Below are 22056 nucleotides of genomic sequence, written 5' to 3'. Positions count from 1 at the left end.
GCGACTATTTCAAACTATGTCGCCTGTGCCGGCGGGCTGGGCGCCAAACAATAGACGGGTAAGCCGAGCGGTGCGTTCCCCGTGCTGCTGAGCGAGCGCCTCGCGCAATTGGAAGGCCAGCGTGGCATGCACGCGGCGCACGCTCGCCGGCAGCGTTTCCCCATCACCGAGGGCGTGAGGAATGGCGCGCGACAGGCGCAGAAAGCCTTTCTCGCTGAGCACCGCCTGATCGAGAGCGTCGTAGGCGATGGTCGATTCGAAGCGCAGATAACCTTCCTCGGCCAGCCACAGCAACGCGCCCAGGCAGGCCTGGTGACGCTTGCTGGGCAGGCCGAATTCATCCGGCTCCTCACGGCCGATCAGGTCTTCCACGTACAGCGCCATCTTGCGCGGGAAGGCCTGATAGAGCATCAGCAGGCCGCTGGCGGCGTCCTTGTAGAAGTCGTCGATCTGCAGGTCCATGCCGGCCTACTGACGGTAGGTCTTGAGGAAATTGCCGATACGGCCGATGGCCTGCTCCAGGTCGTCGACGCGGGGCAGGGTGACCACGCGGAAGTGGTCCGGCCACGGCCAGTTGAAGGCGGTGCCCTGGACGATCAGCAGCTTTTCCGAGAGCAGCAGGTCGAGGACGAACTTCTCGTCGTTATGGATCGGGCAAACCTTCGGGTCGATCTTCGGAAAAGCGTACAGCGCCCCCATGGGTTTCACGCAGCTAACGCCAGGGATGTCGTTGAGCAATTCCCAGGTGCGGTTGCGCTGCTCCAGCAGGCGGCCGTTGGGCAGCACCAGGTCGTTGATGCTCTGGTAGCCGCCGAGCGCGGTCTGGATCGCATGCTGGCTCGGCACGTTGGCGCACAGGCGCATGTTGGCGAGGATATCCAGGCCTTCGATATAGCTCTGCGCCTTGTGCTTGGGCCCGGAAATCGCCACCCAGCCGGAGCGGAAACCGGCCACGCGGTAGCTCTTGGACAGGCCGTTGAAGGTCAGGCAGAGCACGTCGGGTGCCAGCGAGGCCGTGCTGATATGCACGGCTTCGTCGTAGAGAATCTTGTCGTAGATCTCGTCGGAGAAGATCACCAGGTTGTGCTGGCGCGCAAGTTCGACGATATCCTGCAGCACTTCCTTGGAATACACCGCCCCGGTGGGGTTGTTCGGGTTGATCAGCACCAGTGCCTTGGTGTTCGGCGTGATCTTGGCGCGCATGTCGGCGATGTCGGGGAACCAGCCGGCCTGCTCGTCGCACAGGTAGTGCACCGGCTTGCCGCCGGACAGCGCCACGGCGGCAGTCCACAGCGGATAGTCGGGCGCCGGGATGAGCACCTCGTCACCGTTGTTGAGCAGCGCCTGCATGGCCATGACGATCAGTTCGGACACGCCGTTGCCGAGGTAGATGTCCTCGATGGTGACGCCTTCGACCTGCTTCTGCTGGTAGTACTGCATCACCGCCTTGCGCGCGCTGAACAGCCCTTTGGAGTCGCTGTAGCCCTGGGCGGTAGGCAGGTTGCGGATGACGTCCTGGAGGATCTCCTCGGGCGCTTCGAAACCGAACGGTGCCGGGTTGCCGATGTTCAGCTTGAGGATGCGCTGGCCTTCCTCCTCCAGACGCTTGGCGTGCTTGAGCACCGGCCCGCGAATGTCGTAGCAGACGTTGGCGAGCTTGTTCGATTTGCTGACCTGCATGTAAGAAATCCCGAGCTAAGGAGAACCCACTGAAGCACGCTGCAAAATTCTCCCGGCGGGGAATCTTGGCAGCCCTTAACGTGGGTGACAGACTGGGGTCGAATCATACGTGGCGACCTGGGCGCGGCAAAGGTGCCGGGCCTGCTTTTTTCTGGCCTGCCACGCTGCGCACATTCGTGTCGCGGCCCGGAAAACTAGCAGTCGCAGTTTGCGGGGCGAGCGCCTGATGTGATGCTGACGTCGTATGCGAAGCCCCGTGTTGCCTATTACCGAGGAGGTATCCGTTCGTGGATAAAGTCGACAAGTCGTTGGACAGCTGGCGTGAGGAACTGACGGACGAGCAGTTCCATGTGTGTCGCCTGGGCGGCACGGAGCGACCGTTCACTGGCGCTTACCATGACGAAAAGACCCCAGGTATCTACCACTGCGCCTGCTGCGGCGAAGCCCTGTTCGATTCGGACGCCAAGTACGATTCCGGCAGTGGTTGGCCGAGCTATTTCCAGCCGATCAACGACGAGGTGATCGCCAGCCTCGACGATTACAGCCATGGCATGCACCGCATCGAGGTCAAATGCGCCAAGTGCGATGCTCATCTGGGGCACGTGTTTCCGGATGGCCCGCGCCCGACCGGGCTGCGTTACTGCATCAATTCGCTGTCGCTGAAGCTGCTACCGCGCGATTGATATGGCATGCCAGGCACCTTGCGTGCCTGGCGCACGCCGCTCAACCCTGTAGAGGCGAGCCCTGGCGGCTCTCCTCGAGGGCATTGCAGGCCTGCTGAATCATGTCTTCGGTGATTGGTACTTCGCGGCCCTGACCATCGATGATAAAACCGCCCACCGGTTGCTGCCGTTGCTGGGTGGTGGCGGGGTGGTGTTGGGCATTGTTCTGCAAGCTCATGGCCTGTCTCCTCATCAGTAGTGCGCGCCAGTCTAGATCGATCAGATGAAGGCGCGGTGACAACTGCAACGGCGGAACTCCGTCACATAACATTTGGCGAAAGTCGTAGTGCAGGCTGCGTGCCAGCTTGCCTGGAACGAGGAATACATGGCGCGTTTTCATATTGGTCTGATCATCAACCCCCTGGCCGGGCTGGGCGGCCCGGCCGCCTTCAAGGGCAGCGACGGCATGGCCGAGCAGGCGCTGGCTCTGGGTGTCGAAGCAAAGGCCGCGCAACGTACGCGCACCGCGCTTGAACAATTGCTGCCGCTGCGCGAGCGCGTCGAGTTCGTCAGCTACCCAGGGGCGATGGGTGGAGATCTATTAGCGCAGATGGGCTTCGCGCATCGTCTGCTGGGTGAGTTGGGCGAGGGCGCGACAAGCGCCGAAGATACTCAGCGTGCGGTGCGGCAACTGCAGGACGCCGGCGTGGCCTTGATTCTGTTCGCCGGTGGCGACGGCACCGCGCGTGACGTCTGCACGGTGGTGAACGCGTCGCAGCCGGTGCTGGGCATTCCGGCCGGGGTAAAGATCCAGTCCGGTGTTTACGCCATCAGCCCACGTGCGGCGGGCGAGTTGACCGCGCGACTGGTCGAAGGTGGCCTGGTGCGCCTGGCCAGCGGTGAAGTGCGCGATATCGACGAGGCCGCGCTGCGCGAAGGGCGTGTCACCGCGCGCTGGTATGGTGAGCTGTGCGTGCCGCAAGAGGGCGGTTATGTGCAGGCGGTCAAGCAAGGTGGGATGGAATCCGAGGAACTGGTGCTAGCCGATTTGGCTGCCTGGCTGGAGAGCGAGTGGCAGCCGGATGCTCGCTACGTGTTCGGTCCCGGTTCGACCCTGCACGGTCTGGCGCAGAATCTCGGGCTGGAAACTACCCTGCTCGGTGTCGATGTGATCGAGGGCGGCCAGGTGATTGCCCGCGACGTCAACGAAGCCCAACTGTTCGCCTTGGTCGAGGGGCACCCGACTTACCTGCTGGTGACCGCAATCGGCGGCCAGGGGCATATCATCGGCCGCGGCAATCAGCAGATCAGCCCGCGTGTGCTGCGCGCCGTCGGCCTGGAGCGCCTGCGCGTAGTCGCCACCAAGCGCAAGCTGGCGACGCTGGAGGGCCGGCCGCTGTTGGTCGATAGTGGTGACGTGGCGCTGGATGATGCCTTCCCCGATGCCGTGCGGGTCTGGGCGGGTTACAAGGAAGAGTTGCTCTATCCCCTGAGCCGATAGGAGAGCGAATGCGCATACTGGTTCTATTGCTGGCTTGGTCGCTGGCGCTTGCCGCGCAGGCCATCGAGGCTGACAGGCTGGTGCTGGATGCACGCAAGCAGGTCGGCGTGACTCTGGGTTATGACCCTGCCTACCGCCAGTTAAGTTACCCCGGTGGCGACGTGCCCATGGCTACCGGCGTGTGCACCGACGTGGTGGTCCGCGCGCTGCGTCAGCAGGGACTGGATCTGCAGGAGGCGGTGCATCGCGATATGCGTGGCAACTTTGCCGTCTACCCGAAAAACTGGGGGCTGAGCCGGCCGGACAGCAATATCGACCACCGCCGCGTGCCCAATTTGATGACCTGGTTCAAGCGCCAGGGCTGGTCGCTGCCGGTCAGTCAGGACGCTGCGGCTTACCGGGCTGGCGATATCGTCACCTGGGATCTGGGGCGCGGCCTGACTCATATCGGCATCGTCAGTGATCGCCAGGCGCCCGGTGCAGCACCGCTGATCCTGCACAACATCGGCCGTGGCACGCAGGAAGAAGACATTCTGTTCGCCTACCGCATCACGGGGCACTATCGGCCAGTCGCCCAGCAGGTGAGTGCCGGCCAATGACCGAACGGGCGCCTGGTCTCGCCGCTGGCGAGCGCGTCGTGCTGTTCGACGGCGTGTGCAAACTGTGCAATGGCTGGGCGACGTTTCTTATCCGCCATGACCGTACCAGGCAGTTTCGCCTGGCGTCCGTGCAGTCCGCCCAGGGGCAGGCGTTGCTGGCCTGGTACGGGCTGCCGACCGATCGTTTCGACACCATGGCCCTGATCGACGAGGCGGGGCTGCATGTGCGCTCCACGGCGCTGCTGCGCATTCTCTCGGGCTTGCCGCTACCCTGGCGTGCGCTGAGGATGCTGCGCCTGGTGCCCAGGCCGCTGCGCGATTGGTGTTATGACCGCATTGCGCTGAATCGCTATCGCCTATTCGGTCGACATGACGTATGCATGCTGCCCACGGCCGATCATGCCGAGCGTTTTCTGCATGACTGAGCGGCGCCTGGCGCATATCGCCTGGCTTGCACGGCTGGCATTGGCAGCGGTCTTCATCTGGCATGGCCTGGCGCCGAAGATACTCTGGCTGAGCCCCGACGAGGTGGCGATGATCGCTGCCCACGGCCTGCCGGACCATCCTCTGTTCGCGCCGCAGTTGATCGCGGCTGTCGGCGGTGTCGCCGAGATCCTGCTGGGCATCGTGTTGCTGCTCCTACGCCGGCAGCGCTGGCCTCTGCTGGTCGCCGGCGCAGCATTGCTGGCGCTGCTGCTTGATGTGGCGCTGCTCAGCCCCCATCTGTTGATCCAGGCGTTCAATCCGCTTTCTACCAACCTGGCTGCGTTGGCGCTATGCGCGGTGGCCTGGCTGGCCGAGGCGCCCACGGCTACCGACTCCTGAGGCCCGTATGATCTCGTTGCTGTCTTCTCGTCAGCGCGGCGCGATGCGCCTGGCCTGGCGTTTCATCGTGCCTTATCGCGGCCGGGTGCTGGGTGCGCTGCTGGCATTGCTGTTCACGGCGGCGATCACGCTGTCCATGGGGCAGGGTATCAAGCTGCTGGTGGATCAGGGGCTGGCCACGCAATCGCCGGCTGCGCTGCGTCAGTCGCTGCTGCTGTTCTTCGTGCTGGTAATGGCTCTGGCCGTCGGCACCTACACGCGTTTCTACCTGGTGTCGTGGATCGGCGAGCGGGTGGTGGCCGACATCCGCCGGCGAGTGTTCGATCACCTGATCGAGCTGCACCCTGGTTTCTACGAGCGCAATCGCAGTTCGGAGATCCAGTCGCGACTGACGGCTGATACCACGCTGTTACAGTCGGTGATCGGCTCGTCGCTGTCGATGGCGCTGCGCAACCTGATCATGCTGATCGGCGGCAGCGTGCTGCTGGTGATCACCAACCCGAAACTCAGCGGTATCGTCCTGCTGGCCTTGCCGCTGGTGGTTGCGCCGATCCTGCTGTTCGGCCGCCGCGTGCGCGCGCTGTCGCGGCAGAGCCAGGATCGCGTGGCCGATGTCGGCAGCTACGTCGGTGAGGTGCTGGGGCAGATCAAGACGGTGCAGGCCTACAACCACCAGAACGAGGACAAGCGGCGCTTTGGCGAGTCCGCCGAGGCCGCTTTCGATGTGGCGCGCAAGCGCATTGCCCAGCGTTCCTGGCTGATCACCGTGGTCATCGTGCTGGTGCTCGGTGCCGTGGGGGTAATGCTCTGGGTCGGCGGCATGGATGTGATCGCCGGGCGCATTTCCGGCGGTGAGCTGGCGGCTTTCGTGTTCTACAGCCTGATCGTCGGCTCGTCCTTCGGCACCCTGAGCGAGGTGATCGGCGAGTTGCAGCGTGCGGCAGGCGCAGCCGAGCGTATCGGTGAGCTGCTGCGCTCCAGCAACGCCATCGTCGCGCCGCAGCAGCCGCAACATCTGCCGCAGCCGGTACAGGGCCGTATCGAGCTGCAGGGCGTGCGTTTCGCCTATCCGTCGCGTTCGGACAGTTACGCCATCGATGGTATCGACCTGCAGGTGGCGGCCGGGGAAACGCTGGCGCTAGTGGGGCCGTCCGGAGCTGGTAAGTCGACGCTGTTCGATCTGCTGCTGCGCTTCTTCGACCCGCAGGCCGGGCGCATCCTCATCGATGGCGTGCCGATCGACCAACTGGACCCGCGTGAGCTGCGTGCCTGCTTCGCCCTGGTTTCGCAGAACCCGGCGCTGTTCTTTGGCTCGGTGGAGGACAACATTCGCTATGGCCGCCTCGATGCCAGTCAGGCCGAGGTGGAAGCCGCCGCGCGGGCAGCGCACGCGCATGAATTTATCCAGCGTCTGCCGCAGGGCTACCAGACCCACCTGGGCGAAGCAGGTCTGGGACTTTCCGGCGGGCAGCGCCAGCGTCTGGCGATTGCCCGGGCATTGCTCGCCGATGCGCCGATCCTGCTGCTCGACGAGGCCACCAGCGCACTGGATGCAGAGAGTGAACACCTGATCCAGCAGGCGCTGCCATCGCTGATGGCCGGGCGCACCACGCTAGTGATCGCCCATCGCCTGGCCACGGTGAAGCAGGCAGACCGCATCGCCGTGGTCGAACAGGGGCGTGTCGCTGCCATTGGCAATCATGCCGAGCTGATCGAAAGCAGCCCTTTGTATGCGCGCTTGGCCGAGCTGCAGTTCAGCAACTAGCTCTTGGGTCTGATAGTGGCGGCCGCTCCGGCCGAGGCGACGATGATGGCGCCCACGGCCAGCCACTGGCCCCAGAGCAGCTTCTCGCCGAGAAAGGCCAGGCCACACATTGCGGCGACTGCCGGTTCCAGGCTCATCAGTACGCTGAAGGTGCGCGCTGGCAGGCGTGTCAGGGCGACCATCTCCAGACTGTAGGGCAGGGCCGACGACAGCACCGCGACGCCAAGGGCGATGGGCAGCAGGTCGAGGCTGAGCAGGTCGCTGCCCGCGTGCCAGACGCCGATGGGCAAGACCAGCAGCGCGGCGACCCAGGTGCCCAGTGCGACGGTGTGGCGACCATGCTGGGCGCCGGCCTTCTGCCCAAAGACGATATACAGCGCCCAGCAGATGCCGGCGCCGAGCGCCAAAGCCGCACCGAGCGGGTCGATGGCGCTTTGCGTGGCGCCTGTCGGCAGCAGCATCCACAGGCCGGCGATGGCCAGAATCACCCAGACGAAATCCAGCAGGCGACGCGAGGAAAACAGCGCCAGGGCCAGCGGACCGGTAAATTCCAGCGCTACGGCGATGCCCAGCGGGATGCTCTGCAGCGCCATGTAGAACATCAGGTTCATGCCGCCGAGCGCCAGGCCGTAGGCCAGCAGAGCGTGGCATTTGCGCAGGTCGAGCCGGGCACGCCAGGGCTGCATCACCAGCGACAGAATGATCGCGCCGAGCACCAGGCGCAGGGCTGTGGTGCCCTCGGCGCCGACCAGCGGGAACAGGTTCTTGGCCAGCGAGGCGCCGCTCTGGATAGAGACCATGGCCACCACCAGCAGAGCGATGGGGACAAGAAGGGCGGAGCGTGGCATGAAGGTGTCCTGATGAAATCGCAGGGGGCTGTTAGGTGGCCGGGCTATCCGTTTTCCGTGAGGACGGCTTTTTTTCTGCCCTGGCCGCGTTAAGTGCCCTGCTAGGGGCAGATACCGGTCAGTAACGGCTTGTGTGGAAGCATGACTGCTGCAAGGGATGCGACGGGTAAAACTTTGCGGACAAGTCCGCTACCACGAGCAGCGCTTCTGTAGGAGCGGACTTGTCCGCGAAATGGGCAGCTTTCGCTACCCTTGGGTCAAGAACAGCCGCAATCGGGCAAAACAGTCGCGGCTTCTTTCCTGATGGCCTGGCGTTGGCTGCCAGGGCCGGTGTTTTAACGGGCGCTGGTCCGTCAGTGGTATTCGCACAGGTACGCGGTGTCGACGGCGACCTTGAGCTGGAACTTGCTGTTGGCCTCAACGGTGAACTGGCTGCCGGCCTCATAGGTGTTCCAGCTGTCGCTGCCCGGCAGTTTGACGGTCAGGGCGCCGGCGACGACATGCATGACTTCCAGTTGGCTGGTGCCGAACTCATATTCGCCCGGAGCCATCACACCGATTGTGGCGGGGCCTTCGGCCATGGCGAAGCCGATGGATTTGACGGTGCCGTCGAAGTACTCGTTGACCTTGAACATCTGCGATTCCTTGGAGGGTTGGAAAAGTCGCCGAGAGCCATGTTTCGCGTCGCGCGGCGACGGCCCGAGGGGCGGTCGCTACGGATGGCAGGCGATAAAAGGGTCGCCAGTATGCCCAAGCGGCTTTTCTTCGTCATCTGTCTTTGAGAGGAAGTACCAGTGGCAGCAGGCGCGCGGTATTGCGTGCGTCTTCGAGCGCACGGTGCTGTTGCCCTTGGAACTGCATGCCGGCCAACTGCAAGGCACTGTGCAGGCCGACCGGGCGTTGCAGTTGGCGGGCCTTGGCGAACGCCTGCTTCAGATTCAGGTGGGGTACGTCAGCCAGCAGGCTATCGAGCCTATGCTGACGCCATTCCTGCTCCAGCTGGCGGCGATCATAGTCGCCCCAGCTGCTCCAGCCGATCAGGCGCGGCGCATGCTGTGACAGCCAGCGCTCGAACTGGCTCCAGACCTGCGGCATCGATGCGGCGCCGTCGACGTCAGCCTGGGTGATGTGGGTGAGCTCGCGGCAGAAATCGGTCAGGCACGGGCGCCGCTGCGGTTTGACGATGCGCTGGAAGTGATCGCGCTCATGGCCGTCAGCGCCAACCAGGCTGGCACCGATCTCGATGATTTCCATTTCTTCCATCGGCCAGCCGCCTTCGTCGGTGGTGGCTTCCAGGTCGATGACCAACCAATGTCCCATTGGTGCTCCTAATCGTTCGCAAGGCCTTGCTCGGGGCCGATTGGCAGGCAGTATGGAAGGCCTTTCCGGCCGGGGCAAACGTCGTGTTAGGCTCTGCGACCTATGTCCGCAGGAGGTTGTTATGGCAAAGGTCGCATTTATCGGCTTGGGCGTTATGGGGTATCCGATGGCCGGGCATCTCGCCCGCAAGGGTCATCAGGTGACGGTCTATAACCGTTCACCGGGTAAGGCCGAGCAGTGGATGGGGGAGTATGCCGGCAGCAGCGCGCCAACCCCGCGCGAGGCGGCGGCGGGCGCCGAATTGGTGATGTGCTGCGTAGGTAACGACGATGACCTGCGCAGCGTGATTCTCGGCGAGCAGGGCGCCTTCGCCGGCATGGCGCCGGGTGCCATCCTGGTCGATCACACCACCGCTTCGGCCGACGTGGCGCGTGAACTGGCTGCCGTCGCGGCCGAGCGTGGCCTGGGTTTTCTCGATGCGCCGGTGTCCGGTGGCCAGGCCGGTGCGGTCAATGGCGTGCTGACCGTGATGGTCGGTGGTGAAGCCGAAGCCTATGCGGTCGCCGAGCCGGTAATCCAGTGCTACGCGCGCATGATGCGTCTGATGGGGCCGGCCGGCAGCGGCCAGCTGAGCAAGATGGTCAACCAGATCTGCATCGCCGGCCTGGTGCAGGGGCTGGCTGAGGCGCTGAATTTCGCCCAGTGCGCGGGGCTCGATGGCCATGCGGTCGTCGATGTGATCAGCAAGGGGGCCGCGCAGTCATGGCAGATGGAGAATCGCTACAAGACCATGCTTGCCGGCGAGTTCGATTTCGGCTTCGCGGTCGACTGGATGCGCAAGGATCTGTCGATCCTGCTTGAGGAATCGCGTCGCAATGGTGCGCAGCTGCCGGTGACGGCGCTGGTCGATCAGTTCTACGCCGACGTTCAGGGCATGGGCGGCGGGCGCTGGGATACGTCCAGCCTGCTGGCGCGTTTGCAGCGTAACCGCTGATCACGAAAGGTCTCGACGGACGGCGCGCGCCTCATTAGGATCGCCGCCGTTCGTTTGTTGTCGAGGTCGTTTCATGGAGTGTCGTGCCGGTTGCGGTGCCTGCTGCATCGCGCCTTCCATTAGCTCGCCGATTCCAGGCATGCCGAACGGTAAGCCGGCCGGCGTGCGCTGCATTCATCTCACTGCCGAGTTTCTCTGCGCCATTTTTGGTCGCCCGGAACGCCCCGCCGTGTGTGGTGGCTTCAAGGCAGACGTGGACCTGTGCGCCGACGATCGCGACAGCGCCATTCGTATGCTGGGCTGGCTGGAGCAGGCGACGGCCTGAGGATCTGAACCGGCTGCGTTCTGCGCCGGTCGAAAAGCAAACAGTCCTGACGGGAGTTGCCTGACGATGATGCGTTTTTCCGTTTTGCTCATGATGCTGACTGCAATCACCGCCCAGGCTGCCGAAAGGCAGTGGCAGCTGGAGCGTGAAGAGGATGGCGTGAGCGTGTATCTGGCTGATGTGCCGGGGTCGAAATACAAGGCCTATCGCGGTGTCGTGACGATCGATGGCGATCTGGCCGCGGTGCAGGCCGCTCAGGAAGATGTCGAGGGCTCCTGCGCCTGGATCTTCAGTTGCCAGCAGCAGCGTTTGCTCGAGACCAGGGGCGATGTCAGCGAGTTGTACGCTCGCTTCGAGACGCCCTGGCCGGTGAAGGCGCGAGATTCGGTGATTCAGGTGAAGACGCGAACCGAAGCCGATGGCAGCGTTACCCGTCTGCTCAAGGCAGTGCCAGAGCGCTTGCCGGAGGAAAAGGATTTCGTGCGCGTGCAGCGTGTCGATGGCCAGTGGCACCTGAAGCCGCTGGACGGCGGCAAGGTGGAAGTGACGTACGAGGCGCATACCGAGCCGGGCGGCAGCGTGCCGTCGTGGTTGGCCAACAGTTTCGTCGTCGATGCGCCGTTGCAGACGCTGCAAGGCTTGCGGGCGAAAGTGGAAGGGCGTTGAGGCAAGTCGTTCGGCAATAAAAAAGGCTGCCAGATTGGCAGCCTTCTTGGTTTCGCGGCGCTATCAGTCGCGGTCGGCGGGCAGGTCGCGCTGCTCGTAGCCGGTGTACAGCTGGCGCGGACGGCCGATCTTGTAAGGGCCGGAGAGCATTTCCTTCCAGTGCGAGATCCAGCCTACGGTACGCGCCAGGGCGAAGATCACGGTGAACATCGAGGTCGGGATGCCGATGGCCTTGAGGATGATGCCCGAGTAGAAATCCACGTTCGGGTAGAGGTTGCGCTCCTTGAAGTAAGGATCGTTGCGCGCGATCTCTTCCAGCTTCATGGCCAGTTCTAGCTGCGGGTCGTTGATGCCCAGTTCGGCCAGTACTTCGTCGCAGGTCTGCTTCATGACCTTGGCGCGCGGGTCGAAGTTCTTGTAGACGCGGTGGCCGAAGCCCATCAGCTTGAACGGATCGTCCTTGTCCTTGGCCTTGGCCACGAACTTGTCGATGTTCTCCACGCTGCCGATCTCGTCGAGCATGGTCAGCACCGCTTCGTTGGCGCCGCCGTGTGCCGGGCCCCACAGCGCGGCGATGCCGGCAGCGATACAGGCGAACGGGTTGGCACCCGAAGAGCCTGCCAGGCGTACGGTGGAGGTGGAGGCGTTCTGCTCATGGTCGGCGTGGAGGATGAAGATCTTGTCCATCGCCTTGGCCAGCACCGGGCTGATCGGTTTGATCTCGCACGGGGTGTTGAACATCATGTGCAGGAAGTTTTCCGCGTAATTCAGGTCATTGCGCGGGTACATCATGGGTTGGCCCATGGAGTACTTGTAAGTCATGGCGGCGATGGTCGGCATCTTGGCCACCAGGCGCATGGCCGATACTTCGCGGTGCTGCGGATTCTTGATGTCCAGTGAGTCGTGATAGAAGGCGGAGAGGGCGCCAACCACGCCGCACATGATGGCCATCGGGTGGGCATCGCGGCGGAAACCGTTGAAGAAGGTCTTCAGTTGTTCGTGAACCATGGTGTGGTTCTTGATGGTGCTGACGAACTTGGCCTTCTCTTCCTTGCTCGGCAGTTCGCCGTTAAGCAGCAGGTAGCAGGTTTCCAGGTAATCGGATTGCTCGGCGAGCTGCTCGATGGGGTAGCCGCGATGCAGCAGAACACCCTTGTCGCCGTCGATGTAGGTGATCTTCGACTCGCAAGAGGCGGTCGACATGAAACCAGGATCAAATGTGAACCGACCCGTGGAGGTCAGGTTCCGCACATCGATTACATCGGGACCAACAGTGCCGGTCAGAACGGGCAGTTCGACGGGGGCATTGCCCTCGATGATCAACTGCGCTTTTTTGTCAGCCATATGTGGCCTCCTAGTTATGCTTGAAATCATCAGACGGCCCCCCACGCAGGGCCCGCACCACTATAGTGGGATAAATCCGAAAGTCAATTTGCGAGAACCCAGGCAGTAGAAGGGTTTGCGCGGGATTATCAACGAAAAAAGGCCGCTATTTACGCCATTTGAATAAAGGCTGCAATGCGCTTTTTGGGGTAGGGCATTGCATTGTCATTAGTCTGCTAACTGTCTATACTCTGCGCCCGACCGCCAGGGGCTTTGCGGCCATATCATGGCGGTCGTCACTCCTTGGGTGATGGGTACCTGACCAGTGCACTTCCCAACAACTTTGCCCTGATAGTTAGGGGCTCTCAGTGTGATAAAAAGCCGTGAATAGCCAACGACCTGTAAACCTAGACCTTAGGACTATCAAGCTCCCAGTCACCGCTTACACCTCCATTCTCCACCGTATCTCCGGTGTCATCCTCTTTGTCGGTATCGCCATCCTGCTGTTCGGCCTCGACAAGTCGCTGACCTCCGAAGAGGGCTTCGCCCAGGTGAAAGAATGCCTGGCCAGTCCGCTGGCCAAGTTCGTGATCTGGGGTCTTCTGTCCGCTCTGCTGTATCACCTGGTGGCCGGCGTGCGCCACTTGATCATGGACATGGGCATCGGCGAGACGCTGGAAGGCGGCAAGCTGGGCTCGAAAATCGTCATCGCCGTTGCGGCGGTCGTGATCGTGCTGCTGGGGGTGTGGATATGGTAACTAATGTCACGAATTTCTCGCGTTCGGGCCTCTATGACTGGATGGCGCAACGCGTTTCTGCGGTCGTTCTCGCGGCTTACACGCTGTTTCTGCTGGGCTATGTGATCTGCAATCCGGGCATGGGCTACGCCGAATGGCACGGTCTGTTCTCGCATACCGCAATGCGCATTTTCAGCCTGCTGGCCCTGGTTGCACTGAGCGTGCACGCCTGGGTTGGCATGTGGACCATCTCCACCGACTACCTGACGCCGATGGCGCTGGGCAAGTGGGCGACTGGTGTGCGTTTCCTGTTCCAGGCCGTGTGTGGCATCGCCATGTTCGCGATGTTCGTCTGGGGCGTGCAGATTCTGTGGGGTTTCTGATTCATGGCTAGCATCCGTACTCTTTCCTATGACGCCATCATCGTAGGTGGCGGCGGCGCCGGCATGCGTGCTGCGCTGCAACTGGCTCAGGGTGGTCACAAGACTGCCGTGGTCACCAAGGTGTTCCCGACTCGTTCGCACACCGTTTCCGCTCAGGGTGGCATCACCTGCGCCATCGCTTCGGCCGACCCGAACGATGATTGGCGTTGGCACATGTACGATACCGTCAAGGGTTCCGACTATATCGGTGACCAGGACGCTATCGAGTACATGTGTTCCGTCGGCCCGGAAGCCGTGTTCGAGCTCGAGCACATGGGCCTGCCGTTCTCCCGTACCGAGCAGGGGCGCATCTATCAGCGTCCGTTCGGCGGTCAGTCGAAAGGTCCGGACAATCCGACCCAGGCTGCCCGTACCTGCGCTGCTGCCGACCGTACCGGTCACGCGCTGCTGCACACCCTGTATCAGGCCAACCTGAAGGCCGGCACCTCGTTCCTCAACGAGTGGTACGCCGTTGACCTGGTGAAGAACCAGGACGGCGCCATCGTCGGCATCATCGCCATCTGCATCGAGACCGGCGAGACCGTCTACATCCGCTCCAAGGCCGTGGTTCTGGCCACTGGCGGTGCTGGCCGTATCTACGCCTCCACCACCAACGCTCTGATCAACACCGGCGACGGCGTGGGCATGGCCCTGCGTGCCGGCGTGCCGGTGCAGGACATCGAGATGTGGCAGTTCCACCCGACCGGTATTGCCGGCGCCGGTGTACTGGTTACCGAAGGCTGCCGTGGCGAGGGTGGTTACCTGATCAACGCCCATGGCGAGCGCTTCATGGAGCGTTACGCGCCGAACGCCAAAGACCTGGCCGGCCGTGACGTGGTTGCGCGCTCCATGGTCAAGGAAGTCATCGCCGGCAACGGCTGTGGCCCGAACAAGGATCACGTACTGCTGAAGCTCGATCACCTGGGTGAGGAAGTGCTGCACAGCCGCCTGCCGGGTATCTGCGAACTGTCGAAGACCTTCGCCCACGTCGACCCGGTCGTCGCGCCGGTTCCGGTCATCCCGACCTGCCACTACATGATGGGCGGCGTTGCCACCAACATTCATGGTCAGGCCATCACCCAGGACGCCAACGGCAACGACACCATCATCGAAGGTCTGTTCGCTGTCGGTGAGGTCGCCTGCGTATCGGTACACGGTGCCAACCGTCTGGGTGGCAACTCGCTGCTCGATCTGGTGGTATTCGGTCGCGCCGCTGGTCTGCACCTGGAAAAAGCGCTGAAAGAAGGCGTGGAAGTCCGTGGTGCCAGCGAAACCGACATCGAGCAGTCGCTGTCGCGTCTGGCTGGCGTCAACGAGCGCAGCACTGGCGAAGACGTGGCACCGCTGCGTAAAGAGCTGCAACAGTGCATGCAGAACTACTTCGGTGTATTCCGTACCGGCGAATACATGCAGAAGGGCATCCAACAACTGGCCGACCTGCGTGAGCGCATCGCGAAAGTCAAAATCGCGGACAAGAGCCAGGCGTTCAACACTGCGCGTATCGAAGCGCTGGAACTGCAAAACCTGCTCGAAGTCGCCGAAGCGACCGCTGTGGCTGCCGAGGCTCGTAAAGAGTCCCGTGGTGCGCACGCTCGTGAAGACTTCGAGGAGCGCGACGATCAGAACTGGCTGTGCCACTCCCTGTACTTCCCAGGCGAGAAGCGCGTAGCCAAGCGTGACGTGAACTTCGCGCCGAAGACCGTTCCGGCATTTGAACCCAAGGTTCGGACTTATTAAGGGTGACTGATATGTTGCAAGTCAGTGTTTATCGCTACAACCCGGAGAAGGACGCCGCTCCGTTCATGCAGGACTTCCAGGTCGACACCGGCGGCAAGGACATCATGGTCCTCGACGTGCTGGCGCTGATCAAGGAACAGGACGAAGGCTTCTCCTACCGTCGCTCGTGCCGTGAAGGCGTATGTGGCTCCGACGGCATGAACATCAACGGCAAGAACGGCCTGGCCTGTATCACGCCGATCTCCGCTGCCGGCCTCAAGGGCGGCAAGCTGGTGATTCGCCCGTTGCCGGGTCTGCCGGTCATTCGTGACCTGGTCGTCGACATGAGCATCTTCTACAAGCAGTACGAGAAGGTGCAGCCGTTCCTGCAGAACGATACGCCGGCTCCGGCCATCGAGCGTCTGCAGTCGCCGGAAGAGCGCGAGAAGCTCGACGGTCTGTACGAGTGCATTCTGTGTGCGTGCTGCTCGACCAGCTGCCCGTCGTTCTGGTGGAATCCGGACAAGTTCCTCGGTCCCGCTGCGCTGCTGCAGGCCTACCGCTTCCTGGCTGACAGCCGTGACACCAAGACCGCCGAACGTCTGGCCTCGCTGGACGATCCGTTCAGCGTGTTCCGCTGCCGCGGCATCATGAACTGCGTGAACGTGTGCCCGAAGGGTCTGAACCCGACCAAGGCCATCGGCCACGTGCGTAACATGCTGCTGCAAAGCGGTACTTGATTCGCAAGTTGCTATACCTGTAACACCTGCGGGTCCGGCTCCGGTCGGCTCGCAGTAAAGCCAGAGCCGCAGCCCACAAAGCCGCGGCTCATACTCGAAAAATATGACGACCAGCAGGGGCATCCGGGCTGGTACCCGGACTATCTGCGGGAACCCAAGTGGCTTCATCCGAGTCGCAGCAACATGACTTTGATTGGAGCCATGCGGTATTCGCGCCGGTGGTGTCCCCTTACCGAGGGTGACCAAGCATGCAAGAAAGCGTGATGCAGCGCATGTGGGACAGTGCCCACCTATCCGGTGGCAACGCTGCCTACGTGGAAGAGCTCTATGAGCTCTACCTGCACGATCCCAACGCTGTGCCAGAAGAGTGGCGCACTTACTTCCAGAAGTTGCCGACCGACGGCAGCGCTGCAACGGACGTATCGCATTCGACCATTCGCGATCATTTCGTCCTGCTCGCCAAGAATTCGCGTCGCGCCCAGCCGGTTTCCGCCGGGGCCGTCAGCAGCGAGCACGAAAAGAAGCAGGTGGAAGTACTGCGCCTGATCCAGGCCTACCGCATGCGTGGCCATCAGGCCGCCCAGCTTGACCCCTTGGGTCTGTGGGTGCGCACTGCGCCGTCTGACCTGTCGATCAATCACTACGGCCTGACCGACGCGGATCTGGACACTACTTTCCGCACCGGCGAGCTGTACATCGGCAAAGAAGAGGCAACGCTACGCGAAATCCGCGATGCGCTGCAGCAGACATATTGTCGCACCATCGGTGCCGAGTTCACCCACATCGTCGATTCCGGTCAGCGCAACTGGTTCGCCCAGCGCCTGGAAAGCGTGCGCGGTCGTCCGCAGTTTTCCGCCGAGGTGCAGGCGCACGTGCTCGAGCGCGTCGTCGCTGCCGAAGGTCTGGAAAAGTACCTGGGCACCAAGTACCCGGGCACCAAGCGTTTCGGCCTGGAAGGTGGCGAGAGCCTGATCCCGCTGCTGGACGAAATCATCCAGCGTTCGGGCTCCTACGGCACCAAAGAAATCGTCATCGGCATGGCCCACCGTGGCCGTCTGAACGTCCTGGTCAACACCTTCGGCAAGAACCCGCGCGACCTGTTCGACGAGTTCGAAGGCAAGAAGACCGAAGGTCTGTCCTCCGGTGACGTGAAGTACCACCAGGGCTTCTCCTCCAACGTCATGACTGCCGGCGGCGAAGTGCACCTGGCGCTGGCGTTCAACCCCTCGCACCTGGAAATCGTTTCCCCGGTGGTCGAGGGTTCGGTACGTGCCCGTCAGGACCGTCGTAGCGACGCCAGTGGCGACAAGGTTCTGCCGATCTCCATCCACGGTGACGCGGCGTTCGCCGGTCAGGGCGTGGTCATGGAAACCTTCCAGATGTCGCAGACCCGCGGCTACAAGACTGGCGGCACCATCCACATCGTGATCAACAACCAGGTTGGCTTCACCACCAGCCGTCCGGAAGATGCGCGCTCCACCGAGTACGCCACCGACGTCGCCAAGATGATCCAGGCGCCGATCTTCCATGTGAATGGCGATGATCCGGAAGCCGTGCTGTTCGTTACCCAGCTGGCCGTCGACTACCGCATGCAGTACAAGCGCGACGTGGTCATCGACCTGGTCTGCTACCGCCGTCGCGGCCACAACGAGGCCGACGAGCCGAATGGCACCCAGCCGCTGATGTATCAGCAGATCGCCAAGCAGCGCACCACCCGCGAGCTCTACGCCGACGCCCTGGTTGCATCCGGCGCGCAGAGCAGCGACGACGTGCAGGCCAAGATCGACGACTACCGTACTGCGCTGGACAACGGCCAGCACGTGGTCAAGAGCCTGGTCAAGGAGCCGAACAAGGAGCTGTTCGTCGACTGGCGTCCGTACCTGGGCCATGCCTGGACCGCGCGTCACGACACCCGTTTCGACCTGAAGACCCTGCAGGACCTGTCCGCCAAGCTGCTGGAGATCCCCGAGGGTTTCCTGGTTCAGCGTCAGGTCTCGAAGATCCTCGAAGACCGCCAGAAGATGGGCGCGGGCGGTTTGCCGATCAACTGGGGCTTCGCCGAGACCATGGCCTACGCCACGCTGCTGGTCGAAGGTCACCCGATTCGCATGACCGGCCAGGACATCGGCCGCGGCACCTTCTCGCACCGTCACGCGGTGCTGCACAACCAGAAGGACGCCTCGGCTTACGTTCCGCTGAAAAACCTGTACGAAGGTCAGCCGAAGTTCGAGCTGTACGACTCCTACCTCTCCGAGGAAGCGGTGCTGGCGTTCGAATATGGCTACGCCACCACTACGCCGAACGCGCTGGTGATCTGGGAAGCCCAGTTCGGCGACTTCGCCAACGGCGCTCAGGTGGTGTTCGACCAGTTCATTTCCAGCGGCGAGACCAAGTGGGGCCGTCTGTGCGGTCTGACCGTTCTGCTGCCGCATGGTTATGAAGGGCAGGGGCCTGAGCACAGCTCGGCGCGTCTGGAGCGTTACCTGCAATTGTGCGCCGAGCACAACATGCAGGTCTGCGTGCCGACCACCCCGGCGCAGGTCTACCACATGCTGCGTCGCCAGGTGATCCGCCCGCTGCGCAAGCCGCTGGTGGTCCTGACGCCGAAATCGCTGCTGCGTCACAAGCTGGCAATCTCGACCTTGGAAGATCTGGCCGAAGGCTCCTTCCAGACCGTGATCGGCGAGATCGACTCGCTGGATCCGGCCAAGGTCGAGCGTATGGTGCTGTGCAGTGGCAAGGTCTACTACGACCTGCTGGAGAAGCGTCGCGCCGAGGGTCGCGAGGACATCGCCATCGTTCGCATCGAGCAGCTCTATCCGTTCCCGGAAGACGATCTGGCCGAGGTACTGGCGCCGTACAAGAACCTCAAGCACATCGTCTGGTGTCAGGAAGAGCCGATGAACCAGGGCGCCTGGTATTGCAGCCAGCACCACATGCGTCGCGTCGCTACTGCGCACAACAAGTCGCTGTTCCTGGAGTATGCCGGTCGTGATGCGTCGGCAGCGCCAGCTTGCGGTTACGCGTCGATGCACGCCGAGCAGCAGGAAAAACTGCTGCAGGACGCCTTTACTGTTTAACGCCTTCATCCGGTAGGTGGCAGGTGCCGCCTACCGGTAAACCGAATTTAAGGAAACGCATACAATGGCTATCGAGATCAAAGCCCCAACCTTCCCGGAATCGGTTGCCGACGGCACCGTGGCCACCTGGCACAAGAAGCCGGGCGAAGCGGTCAAGCGCGATGAGCTGATCGTCGACATCGAAACCGACAAGGTGGTGATCGAAGTCCTGGCCGAGGCCGATGGTGTCCTGGCTGAAATCATCAAGAACGAAGGCGACACCGTCCTTTCCAACGAGCTGCTGGGCAAGCTGACCGAAGGTGGCGCTGGTGCCGCTGCTCCGGCTGCCGCTCCGGCCGCTGCCGCCGCTCCGGCTCAGGCTGCTGCTCCGGCTGCCGCTGCTGGCGACGACTCCATCCTCTCGCCGGCCGCGCGCAAGCTGGCTGAAGAGAACGGCATCGACCCGAACAGCATCGCCGGCACCGGTAAAGGTGGTCGCGTGACCAAGGAAGACGTGGTCGCTGCTGTCGAAGCCAAGAAGAACGCTCCTGCCGCCGCTGCCAAGCCGGCCGCCGCTTCGGCTGCTGCCGCTCCGGTCGTTGCCGCTGGCGATCGCACCGAGAAGCGTGTGCCGATGACCCGCCTGCGCGCCAAGATCGCCGAGCGACTGGTTGAAGCCCAGTCCTCCATGGCCATGCTGACCACCTTCAACGAAGTGGACATGACCGAAGTCATGGCGCTGCGTTCTAAGTACAAGGATCTGTTCGAGAAGTCCCACAACGGTGTGCGCCTGGGCTTCATGTCGTTCTTCGTCAAGGCCGCTACCGAGGCGCTGAAGCGTTTCCCGGCAGTCAACGCATCGATCGACGGCAACGACATCGTTTACCACGGCTATGCCGACATTGGCGTTGCCGTGTCCAGCGACCGCGGCCTGGTGGTTCCGGTACTGCGTAACGCCGAGCAGATGAGCCTGGCTGAAATCGAAAGCGGCATCGCCACCTTCGGCAAGAAAGCCAAAGACGGCAAGCTGTCCATCGAAGAAATGACCGGCGGCACCTTCACCATCACCAACGGTGGTACCTTCGGTTCGATGATGTCGACGCCGATCGTCAACCCGCCGCAAGCCGCCATCCTGGGTATGCACAACATCATCCAGCGTCCGATGGCGATCAATGGTCAGGTGGTGATCCGTCCGATGATGTACCTGGCGCTGTCTTACGACCACCGCCTGATCGATGGTAAGGAAGCCGTGACCTTCCTGGTGACCATCAAGAACTTGCTTGAAGACCCGGCTCGTCTGCTGCTGGAAATCTAAAAGCCAGTCTCCTCCACGACGGCCCTGTTCTCAGGGCCGTCCGGTTTATTCGAGAAGGAATACGTTATGACCCAGAAATTCGACGTGGTAGTCATCGGTGCCGGCCCTGGTGGCTACGTAGCCGCCATCAAAGCAGCTCAACTCGGTCTGAAGACCGCCTGCATCGAGAAATACCAGGGCAGCGACGGCAAGATCGCCCTCGGCGGCACCTGCCTGAACGTCGGTTGCATTCCCTCCAAGGCGCTGCTGGACAGCTCCTGGAAGTACCATGAAGCGAAAGAAGGCTTCGCCGTACACGGTATCCAGGCCAAGGACGTGACCATCGATGTACCGGCGATGGTGGCGCGCAAGAACACCATCATCAAGAACCTCACCGGCGGTGTTGCCGGCCTGTTCAAGGCCAACGGCGTGACCCTGCTGGAAGGCCACGGCAAGCTGCTGGCTGGCAAGCAGGTCGAAGTCACCGGCAATGACGGCAATACTCAGGTGGTCGAAGCTGCTCACGTAATCATCGCCTCGGGCTCCAAGCCGGTCGAGATTCCGCCGGCCCCGGTTGATCAGGACGTGATCGTCGACTCCACTGGCGCTCTGGAATTCCAGGCTGCACCGAAAACCCTCGGCGTCATCGGCGCAGGCGTGATCGGTCTGGAGCTGGGCTCGGTCTGGGCCCGCCTGGGCTCGCAGGTGACCGTGCTGGAAGCCATGGACAAGTTCCTTGCCGCTGCCGACGAGCAGATCGCCAAGGAAGCCCAGAAGACCCTGACCAAGCAGGGCCTGGACATCCGCCTGGGCGCCCGCGTGACCGGTTCGGAAGTCAAGGACAAGCAGGTCGTTGTCAGCTTCACCGACGCCAATGGCGAGCAGAAGATGACCTTCGACAAGCTGATCGTGGCCGTAGGCCGTCGTCCGGTGACCACCGATCTGCTGGCTGCCGACAGCGGTGTGGATCTGGACGAGCGTGGCTACATCTTCGTCAACGATCAGTGCGAAACCAGCGTTCCGGGCGTTTACGCCATCGGTGACGTGGTACGTGGTGCCATGCTCGCGCACAAGGCCTCGGAAGAGGGCGTGATGGTTGCCGAGCGCATCGCGGGCCACAAGGCACAGATGAACTACGACCTGATCCCGTCGGTAATCTACACCCACCCGGAAATCGCATGGGTCGGCAAGACCGAGCAGCAGCTGAAGGCTGAAGGCGTTGCCGTCAACGTCGGCACCTTCCCGTTCGCAGCCAGCGGCCGCGCCATGGCTGCCAACGATACCGGTGGTCTGGTCAAGGTCATCGCTGATGCGAAAACCGACCGCGTACTGGGCGTTCACGTGATCGGCCCAAGCGCCGCCGAGCTGGTACAGCAAGGCGCGATCGGCATGGAATTCGGCACCAGTGCCGAAGACCTGGGCATGATGGTCTTCTCCCACCCGACGCTGTCCGAGGCGCTGCACGAAGCGGCTCTGGCGGTCAACGGTGGTGCGATCCATATCGCCAACCGCAAGAAGCGCTAAGCGTCACAGGTGGCCGCCGCGTGCGGCCACTCAAGTTGTTGTAAGCCGCCGTGGTA

The 22056-nt window shown here is 62.6% G+C and carries 23 protein-coding genes; 16 read left to right on the top strand and 7 right to left on the bottom strand.

Features of this window, described 5'->3' with window-relative positions; translation table 11 throughout:
* Positions 1-9 precede the first annotated feature (9 nt).
* Entirely contained in the window at positions 10-462 is a 453-nt protein-coding gene (locus tag B2U07_RS01745; protein WP_275544909.1) for a hypothetical protein, read from the bottom strand.
* A 6-nt stretch (positions 463-468) separates the two neighbouring features.
* Complete coding sequence (locus tag B2U07_RS01740; RefSeq protein ID WP_275544910.1) at positions 469-1680, bottom strand: pyridoxal phosphate-dependent aminotransferase; 1212 nt, start codon at positions 1678-1680, stop codon at positions 469-471.
* Between the two features lie 287 nt (positions 1681-1967).
* Here B2U07_RS01740 and msrB point away from each other — a divergent pair, with 287 nt between their 5' ends.
* Positions 1968-2363 (top strand): peptide-methionine (R)-S-oxide reductase MsrB, encoded by a 396-nt coding sequence (gene msrB / locus B2U07_RS01735; protein WP_275544911.1) that lies wholly within the window; start codon positions 1968-1970, stop codon positions 2361-2363.
* Between the two features lie 40 nt (positions 2364-2403).
* On the opposite strand, the gene B2U07_RS01730 is transcribed toward msrB, so the two are convergent.
* Positions 2404-2580, bottom strand: coding sequence for a PA1571 family protein (locus B2U07_RS01730; protein WP_275544912.1), 177 nt, complete (start codon positions 2578-2580; stop codon positions 2404-2406).
* A gap of 147 nt (positions 2581-2727) precedes the next feature.
* On the opposite strand from B2U07_RS01730, the gene B2U07_RS01725 reads away from it, so the two are divergent.
* The 5 genes from B2U07_RS01725 to B2U07_RS01705 are packed head-to-tail and all read left to right on the top strand — an operon-like array spanning position 2728 to position 7032.
* Positions 2728-3843: an ATP-NAD kinase family protein gene (locus B2U07_RS01725; RefSeq protein WP_275544913.1), complete on the top strand. Its 1116-nt coding sequence runs from the start codon at positions 2728-2730 to the stop codon at positions 3841-3843.
* 8 nt (positions 3844-3851) lie between these two features.
* Complete coding sequence (locus B2U07_RS01720; RefSeq protein WP_275544914.1) at positions 3852-4442, top strand: DUF1287 domain-containing protein; 591 nt, start codon at positions 3852-3854, stop codon at positions 4440-4442.
* Entirely contained in the window at positions 4439-4867 is a 429-nt protein-coding gene (locus B2U07_RS01715; RefSeq protein ID WP_275544915.1) for a thiol-disulfide oxidoreductase DCC family protein, read from the top strand. The genes B2U07_RS01720 and B2U07_RS01715 overlap by 4 nt, the downstream gene beginning before the upstream one ends.
* Positions 4860-5267, top strand: a complete 408-nt coding sequence (locus B2U07_RS01710) for a DoxX-like family protein (protein WP_275544916.1) — start codon at positions 4860-4862, stop codon at positions 5265-5267. Before B2U07_RS01715 ends, B2U07_RS01710 begins: the two co-directional genes overlap by 8 nt.
* A 7-nt stretch (positions 5268-5274) precedes the next feature.
* Complete coding sequence (locus B2U07_RS01705) at positions 5275-7032, top strand: ABC transporter transmembrane domain-containing protein (protein ID WP_275544917.1); 1758 nt, start codon at positions 5275-5277, stop codon at positions 7030-7032.
* Here the strand turns inward: B2U07_RS01705 and rhtA are convergent.
* The 3 genes from rhtA to B2U07_RS01690 form a co-directional block, all read right to left on the bottom strand.
* Positions 7029-7880 carry a threonine/homoserine exporter RhtA gene (gene rhtA, locus B2U07_RS01700; protein WP_197856417.1) on the bottom strand — a complete coding sequence of 284 codons (852 nt, stop codon included), beginning with the start codon at positions 7878-7880 and terminating at the stop codon, positions 7029-7031. The genes B2U07_RS01705 and rhtA overlap by 4 nt on opposite strands.
* A gap of 353 nt (positions 7881-8233) precedes the next feature.
* Entirely contained in the window at positions 8234-8515 is a 282-nt protein-coding gene (locus tag B2U07_RS01695) for a pyrimidine/purine nucleoside phosphorylase (protein WP_275544918.1), read from the bottom strand.
* Positions 8516-8648: 133 nt separating this feature from the next.
* Positions 8649-9200 (bottom strand): exonuclease domain-containing protein, encoded by a 552-nt coding sequence (locus B2U07_RS01690; protein WP_275544919.1) that lies wholly within the window; start codon positions 9198-9200, stop codon positions 8649-8651.
* Between the two features lie 121 nt (positions 9201-9321).
* Between B2U07_RS01690 and B2U07_RS01685 the strand changes: the two genes are divergently transcribed.
* The 3 genes from B2U07_RS01685 (at position 9322) to B2U07_RS01675 (ending at position 11185) form a co-directional block, all read left to right on the top strand.
* Positions 9322-10194, top strand: a complete 873-nt coding sequence (locus B2U07_RS01685; RefSeq protein WP_197856420.1) for an NAD(P)-dependent oxidoreductase — start codon at positions 9322-9324, stop codon at positions 10192-10194.
* Positions 10195-10267: 73 nt separating this feature from the next.
* Positions 10268-10519: a YkgJ family cysteine cluster protein gene (locus B2U07_RS01680; protein ID WP_197856421.1), complete on the top strand. Its 252-nt coding sequence runs from the start codon at positions 10268-10270 to the stop codon at positions 10517-10519.
* 66 nt (positions 10520-10585) lie between these two features.
* Complete coding sequence (locus B2U07_RS01675; protein WP_275544920.1) at positions 10586-11185, top strand: START domain-containing protein; 600 nt, start codon at positions 10586-10588, stop codon at positions 11183-11185.
* A gap of 63 nt (positions 11186-11248) precedes the next feature.
* On the opposite strand, the gene gltA is transcribed toward B2U07_RS01675, so the two are convergent.
* The gene (gltA, locus tag B2U07_RS01670) at positions 11249-12529 is read right to left on the bottom strand and encodes a citrate synthase (protein WP_275544921.1); all 1281 of its coding nucleotides are present in this window, start codon (positions 12527-12529) and stop codon (positions 11249-11251) included.
* Between the two features lie 362 nt (positions 12530-12891).
* Between gltA and sdhC the strand changes: the two genes are divergently transcribed.
* The 7 genes from sdhC (at position 12892) to lpdA (ending at position 22000) form a co-directional block, all read left to right on the top strand.
* Positions 12892-13266, top strand: a complete 375-nt coding sequence (gene sdhC, locus B2U07_RS01665; protein ID WP_161865465.1) for a succinate dehydrogenase, cytochrome b556 subunit — start codon at positions 12892-12894, stop codon at positions 13264-13266.
* Entirely contained in the window at positions 13260-13628 is a 369-nt protein-coding gene (gene sdhD / locus B2U07_RS01660; protein ID WP_024308045.1) for a succinate dehydrogenase, hydrophobic membrane anchor protein, read from the top strand. The genes sdhC and sdhD overlap by 7 nt, the downstream gene beginning before the upstream one ends.
* Positions 13629-13631: 3 nt before the next feature.
* A complete protein-coding gene (gene sdhA / locus B2U07_RS01655; RefSeq protein WP_197856424.1) occupies positions 13632-15404 on the top strand; it encodes a succinate dehydrogenase flavoprotein subunit in 1773 nt (590 codons plus the stop codon).
* A gap of 11 nt (positions 15405-15415) precedes the next feature.
* A complete protein-coding gene (locus tag B2U07_RS01650) occupies positions 15416-16123 on the top strand; it encodes a succinate dehydrogenase iron-sulfur subunit (protein WP_013715382.1) in 708 nt (235 codons plus the stop codon).
* 248 nt (positions 16124-16371) lie between these two features.
* On the top strand, positions 16372-19203 hold the full coding sequence (locus B2U07_RS01645) for a 2-oxoglutarate dehydrogenase E1 component (RefSeq protein WP_197856425.1): 2832 nt from the start codon (positions 16372-16374) through the stop codon (positions 19201-19203).
* 64 nt (positions 19204-19267) lie between these two features.
* Positions 19268-20497, top strand: coding sequence for a 2-oxoglutarate dehydrogenase complex dihydrolipoyllysine-residue succinyltransferase (odhB, locus tag B2U07_RS01640; protein WP_275544923.1), 1230 nt, complete (start codon positions 19268-19270; stop codon positions 20495-20497).
* A 66-nt stretch (positions 20498-20563) separates the two neighbouring features.
* On the top strand, positions 20564-22000 hold the full coding sequence (gene lpdA / locus B2U07_RS01635) for a dihydrolipoyl dehydrogenase (RefSeq protein ID WP_275544924.1): 1437 nt from the start codon (positions 20564-20566) through the stop codon (positions 21998-22000).
* Positions 22001-22056: the final 56 nt, after the last annotated feature.

This window comes from Pseudomonas sp. UBA7530 (genome assembly GCF_002479365.1).
In the GTDB taxonomy this organism is placed as follows: domain Bacteria; phylum Pseudomonadota; class Gammaproteobacteria; order Pseudomonadales; family Pseudomonadaceae; genus Aquipseudomonas.
Note: the sequence above shows the minus strand (reverse complement) of the source record. Positions and strands in the feature narration are given on the sequence as shown.

What these genes read in the sequence shown, in the direction of transcription:
- B2U07_RS01645 (WP_197856425.1), top strand. Translation starts at nt 16,372, where the DNA reads ATGCAAGAAAGCGTGATGCAGCGCATGTGGGACAGTGCCCACCTATCC.
- gltA (WP_275544921.1), bottom strand. Translation starts at nt 12,529, where the DNA reads ATGGCTGACAAAAAAGCGCAGTTGATCATCGAGGGCAATGCCCCCGTC.
- sdhA (WP_197856424.1), top strand. Translation starts at nt 13,632, where the DNA reads ATGGCTAGCATCCGTACTCTTTCCTATGACGCCATCATCGTAGGTGGC.
- rhtA (WP_197856417.1), bottom strand. Translation starts at nt 7,880, where the DNA reads ATGCCACGCTCCGCCCTTCTTGTCCCCATCGCTCTGCTGGTGGTGGCC.
- lpdA (WP_275544924.1), top strand. Translation starts at nt 20,564, where the DNA reads ATGACCCAGAAATTCGACGTGGTAGTCATCGGTGCCGGCCCTGGTGGC.
- B2U07_RS01710 (WP_275544916.1), top strand. Translation starts at nt 4,860, where the DNA reads ATGACTGAGCGGCGCCTGGCGCATATCGCCTGGCTTGCACGGCTGGCA.
- B2U07_RS01730 (WP_275544912.1), bottom strand. Translation starts at nt 2,580, where the DNA reads ATGAGCTTGCAGAACAATGCCCAACACCACCCCGCCACCACCCAGCAA.
- odhB (WP_275544923.1), top strand. Translation starts at nt 19,268, where the DNA reads ATGGCTATCGAGATCAAAGCCCCAACCTTCCCGGAATCGGTTGCCGAC.
- B2U07_RS01725 (WP_275544913.1), top strand. Translation starts at nt 2,728, where the DNA reads ATGGCGCGTTTTCATATTGGTCTGATCATCAACCCCCTGGCCGGGCTG.
- B2U07_RS01685 (WP_197856420.1), top strand. Translation starts at nt 9,322, where the DNA reads ATGGCAAAGGTCGCATTTATCGGCTTGGGCGTTATGGGGTATCCGATG.
- B2U07_RS01675 (WP_275544920.1), top strand. Translation starts at nt 10,586, where the DNA reads ATGATGCGTTTTTCCGTTTTGCTCATGATGCTGACTGCAATCACCGCC.
- B2U07_RS01740 (WP_275544910.1), bottom strand. Translation starts at nt 1,680, where the DNA reads ATGCAGGTCAGCAAATCGAACAAGCTCGCCAACGTCTGCTACGACATT.
- B2U07_RS01680 (WP_197856421.1), top strand. Translation starts at nt 10,268, where the DNA reads ATGGAGTGTCGTGCCGGTTGCGGTGCCTGCTGCATCGCGCCTTCCATT.
- B2U07_RS01715 (WP_275544915.1), top strand. Translation starts at nt 4,439, where the DNA reads ATGACCGAACGGGCGCCTGGTCTCGCCGCTGGCGAGCGCGTCGTGCTG.
- B2U07_RS01705 (WP_275544917.1), top strand. Translation starts at nt 5,275, where the DNA reads ATGATCTCGTTGCTGTCTTCTCGTCAGCGCGGCGCGATGCGCCTGGCC.
- B2U07_RS01745 (WP_275544909.1), bottom strand. Translation starts at nt 462, where the DNA reads ATGGACCTGCAGATCGACGACTTCTACAAGGACGCCGCCAGCGGCCTG.
- B2U07_RS01720 (WP_275544914.1), top strand. Translation starts at nt 3,852, where the DNA reads ATGCGCATACTGGTTCTATTGCTGGCTTGGTCGCTGGCGCTTGCCGCG.
- B2U07_RS01650 (WP_013715382.1), top strand. Translation starts at nt 15,416, where the DNA reads ATGTTGCAAGTCAGTGTTTATCGCTACAACCCGGAGAAGGACGCCGCT.
- B2U07_RS01695 (WP_275544918.1), bottom strand. Translation starts at nt 8,515, where the DNA reads ATGTTCAAGGTCAACGAGTACTTCGACGGCACCGTCAAATCCATCGGC.
- B2U07_RS01690 (WP_275544919.1), bottom strand. Translation starts at nt 9,200, where the DNA reads ATGGGACATTGGTTGGTCATCGACCTGGAAGCCACCACCGACGAAGGC.
- sdhD (WP_024308045.1), top strand. Translation starts at nt 13,260, where the DNA reads ATGGTAACTAATGTCACGAATTTCTCGCGTTCGGGCCTCTATGACTGG.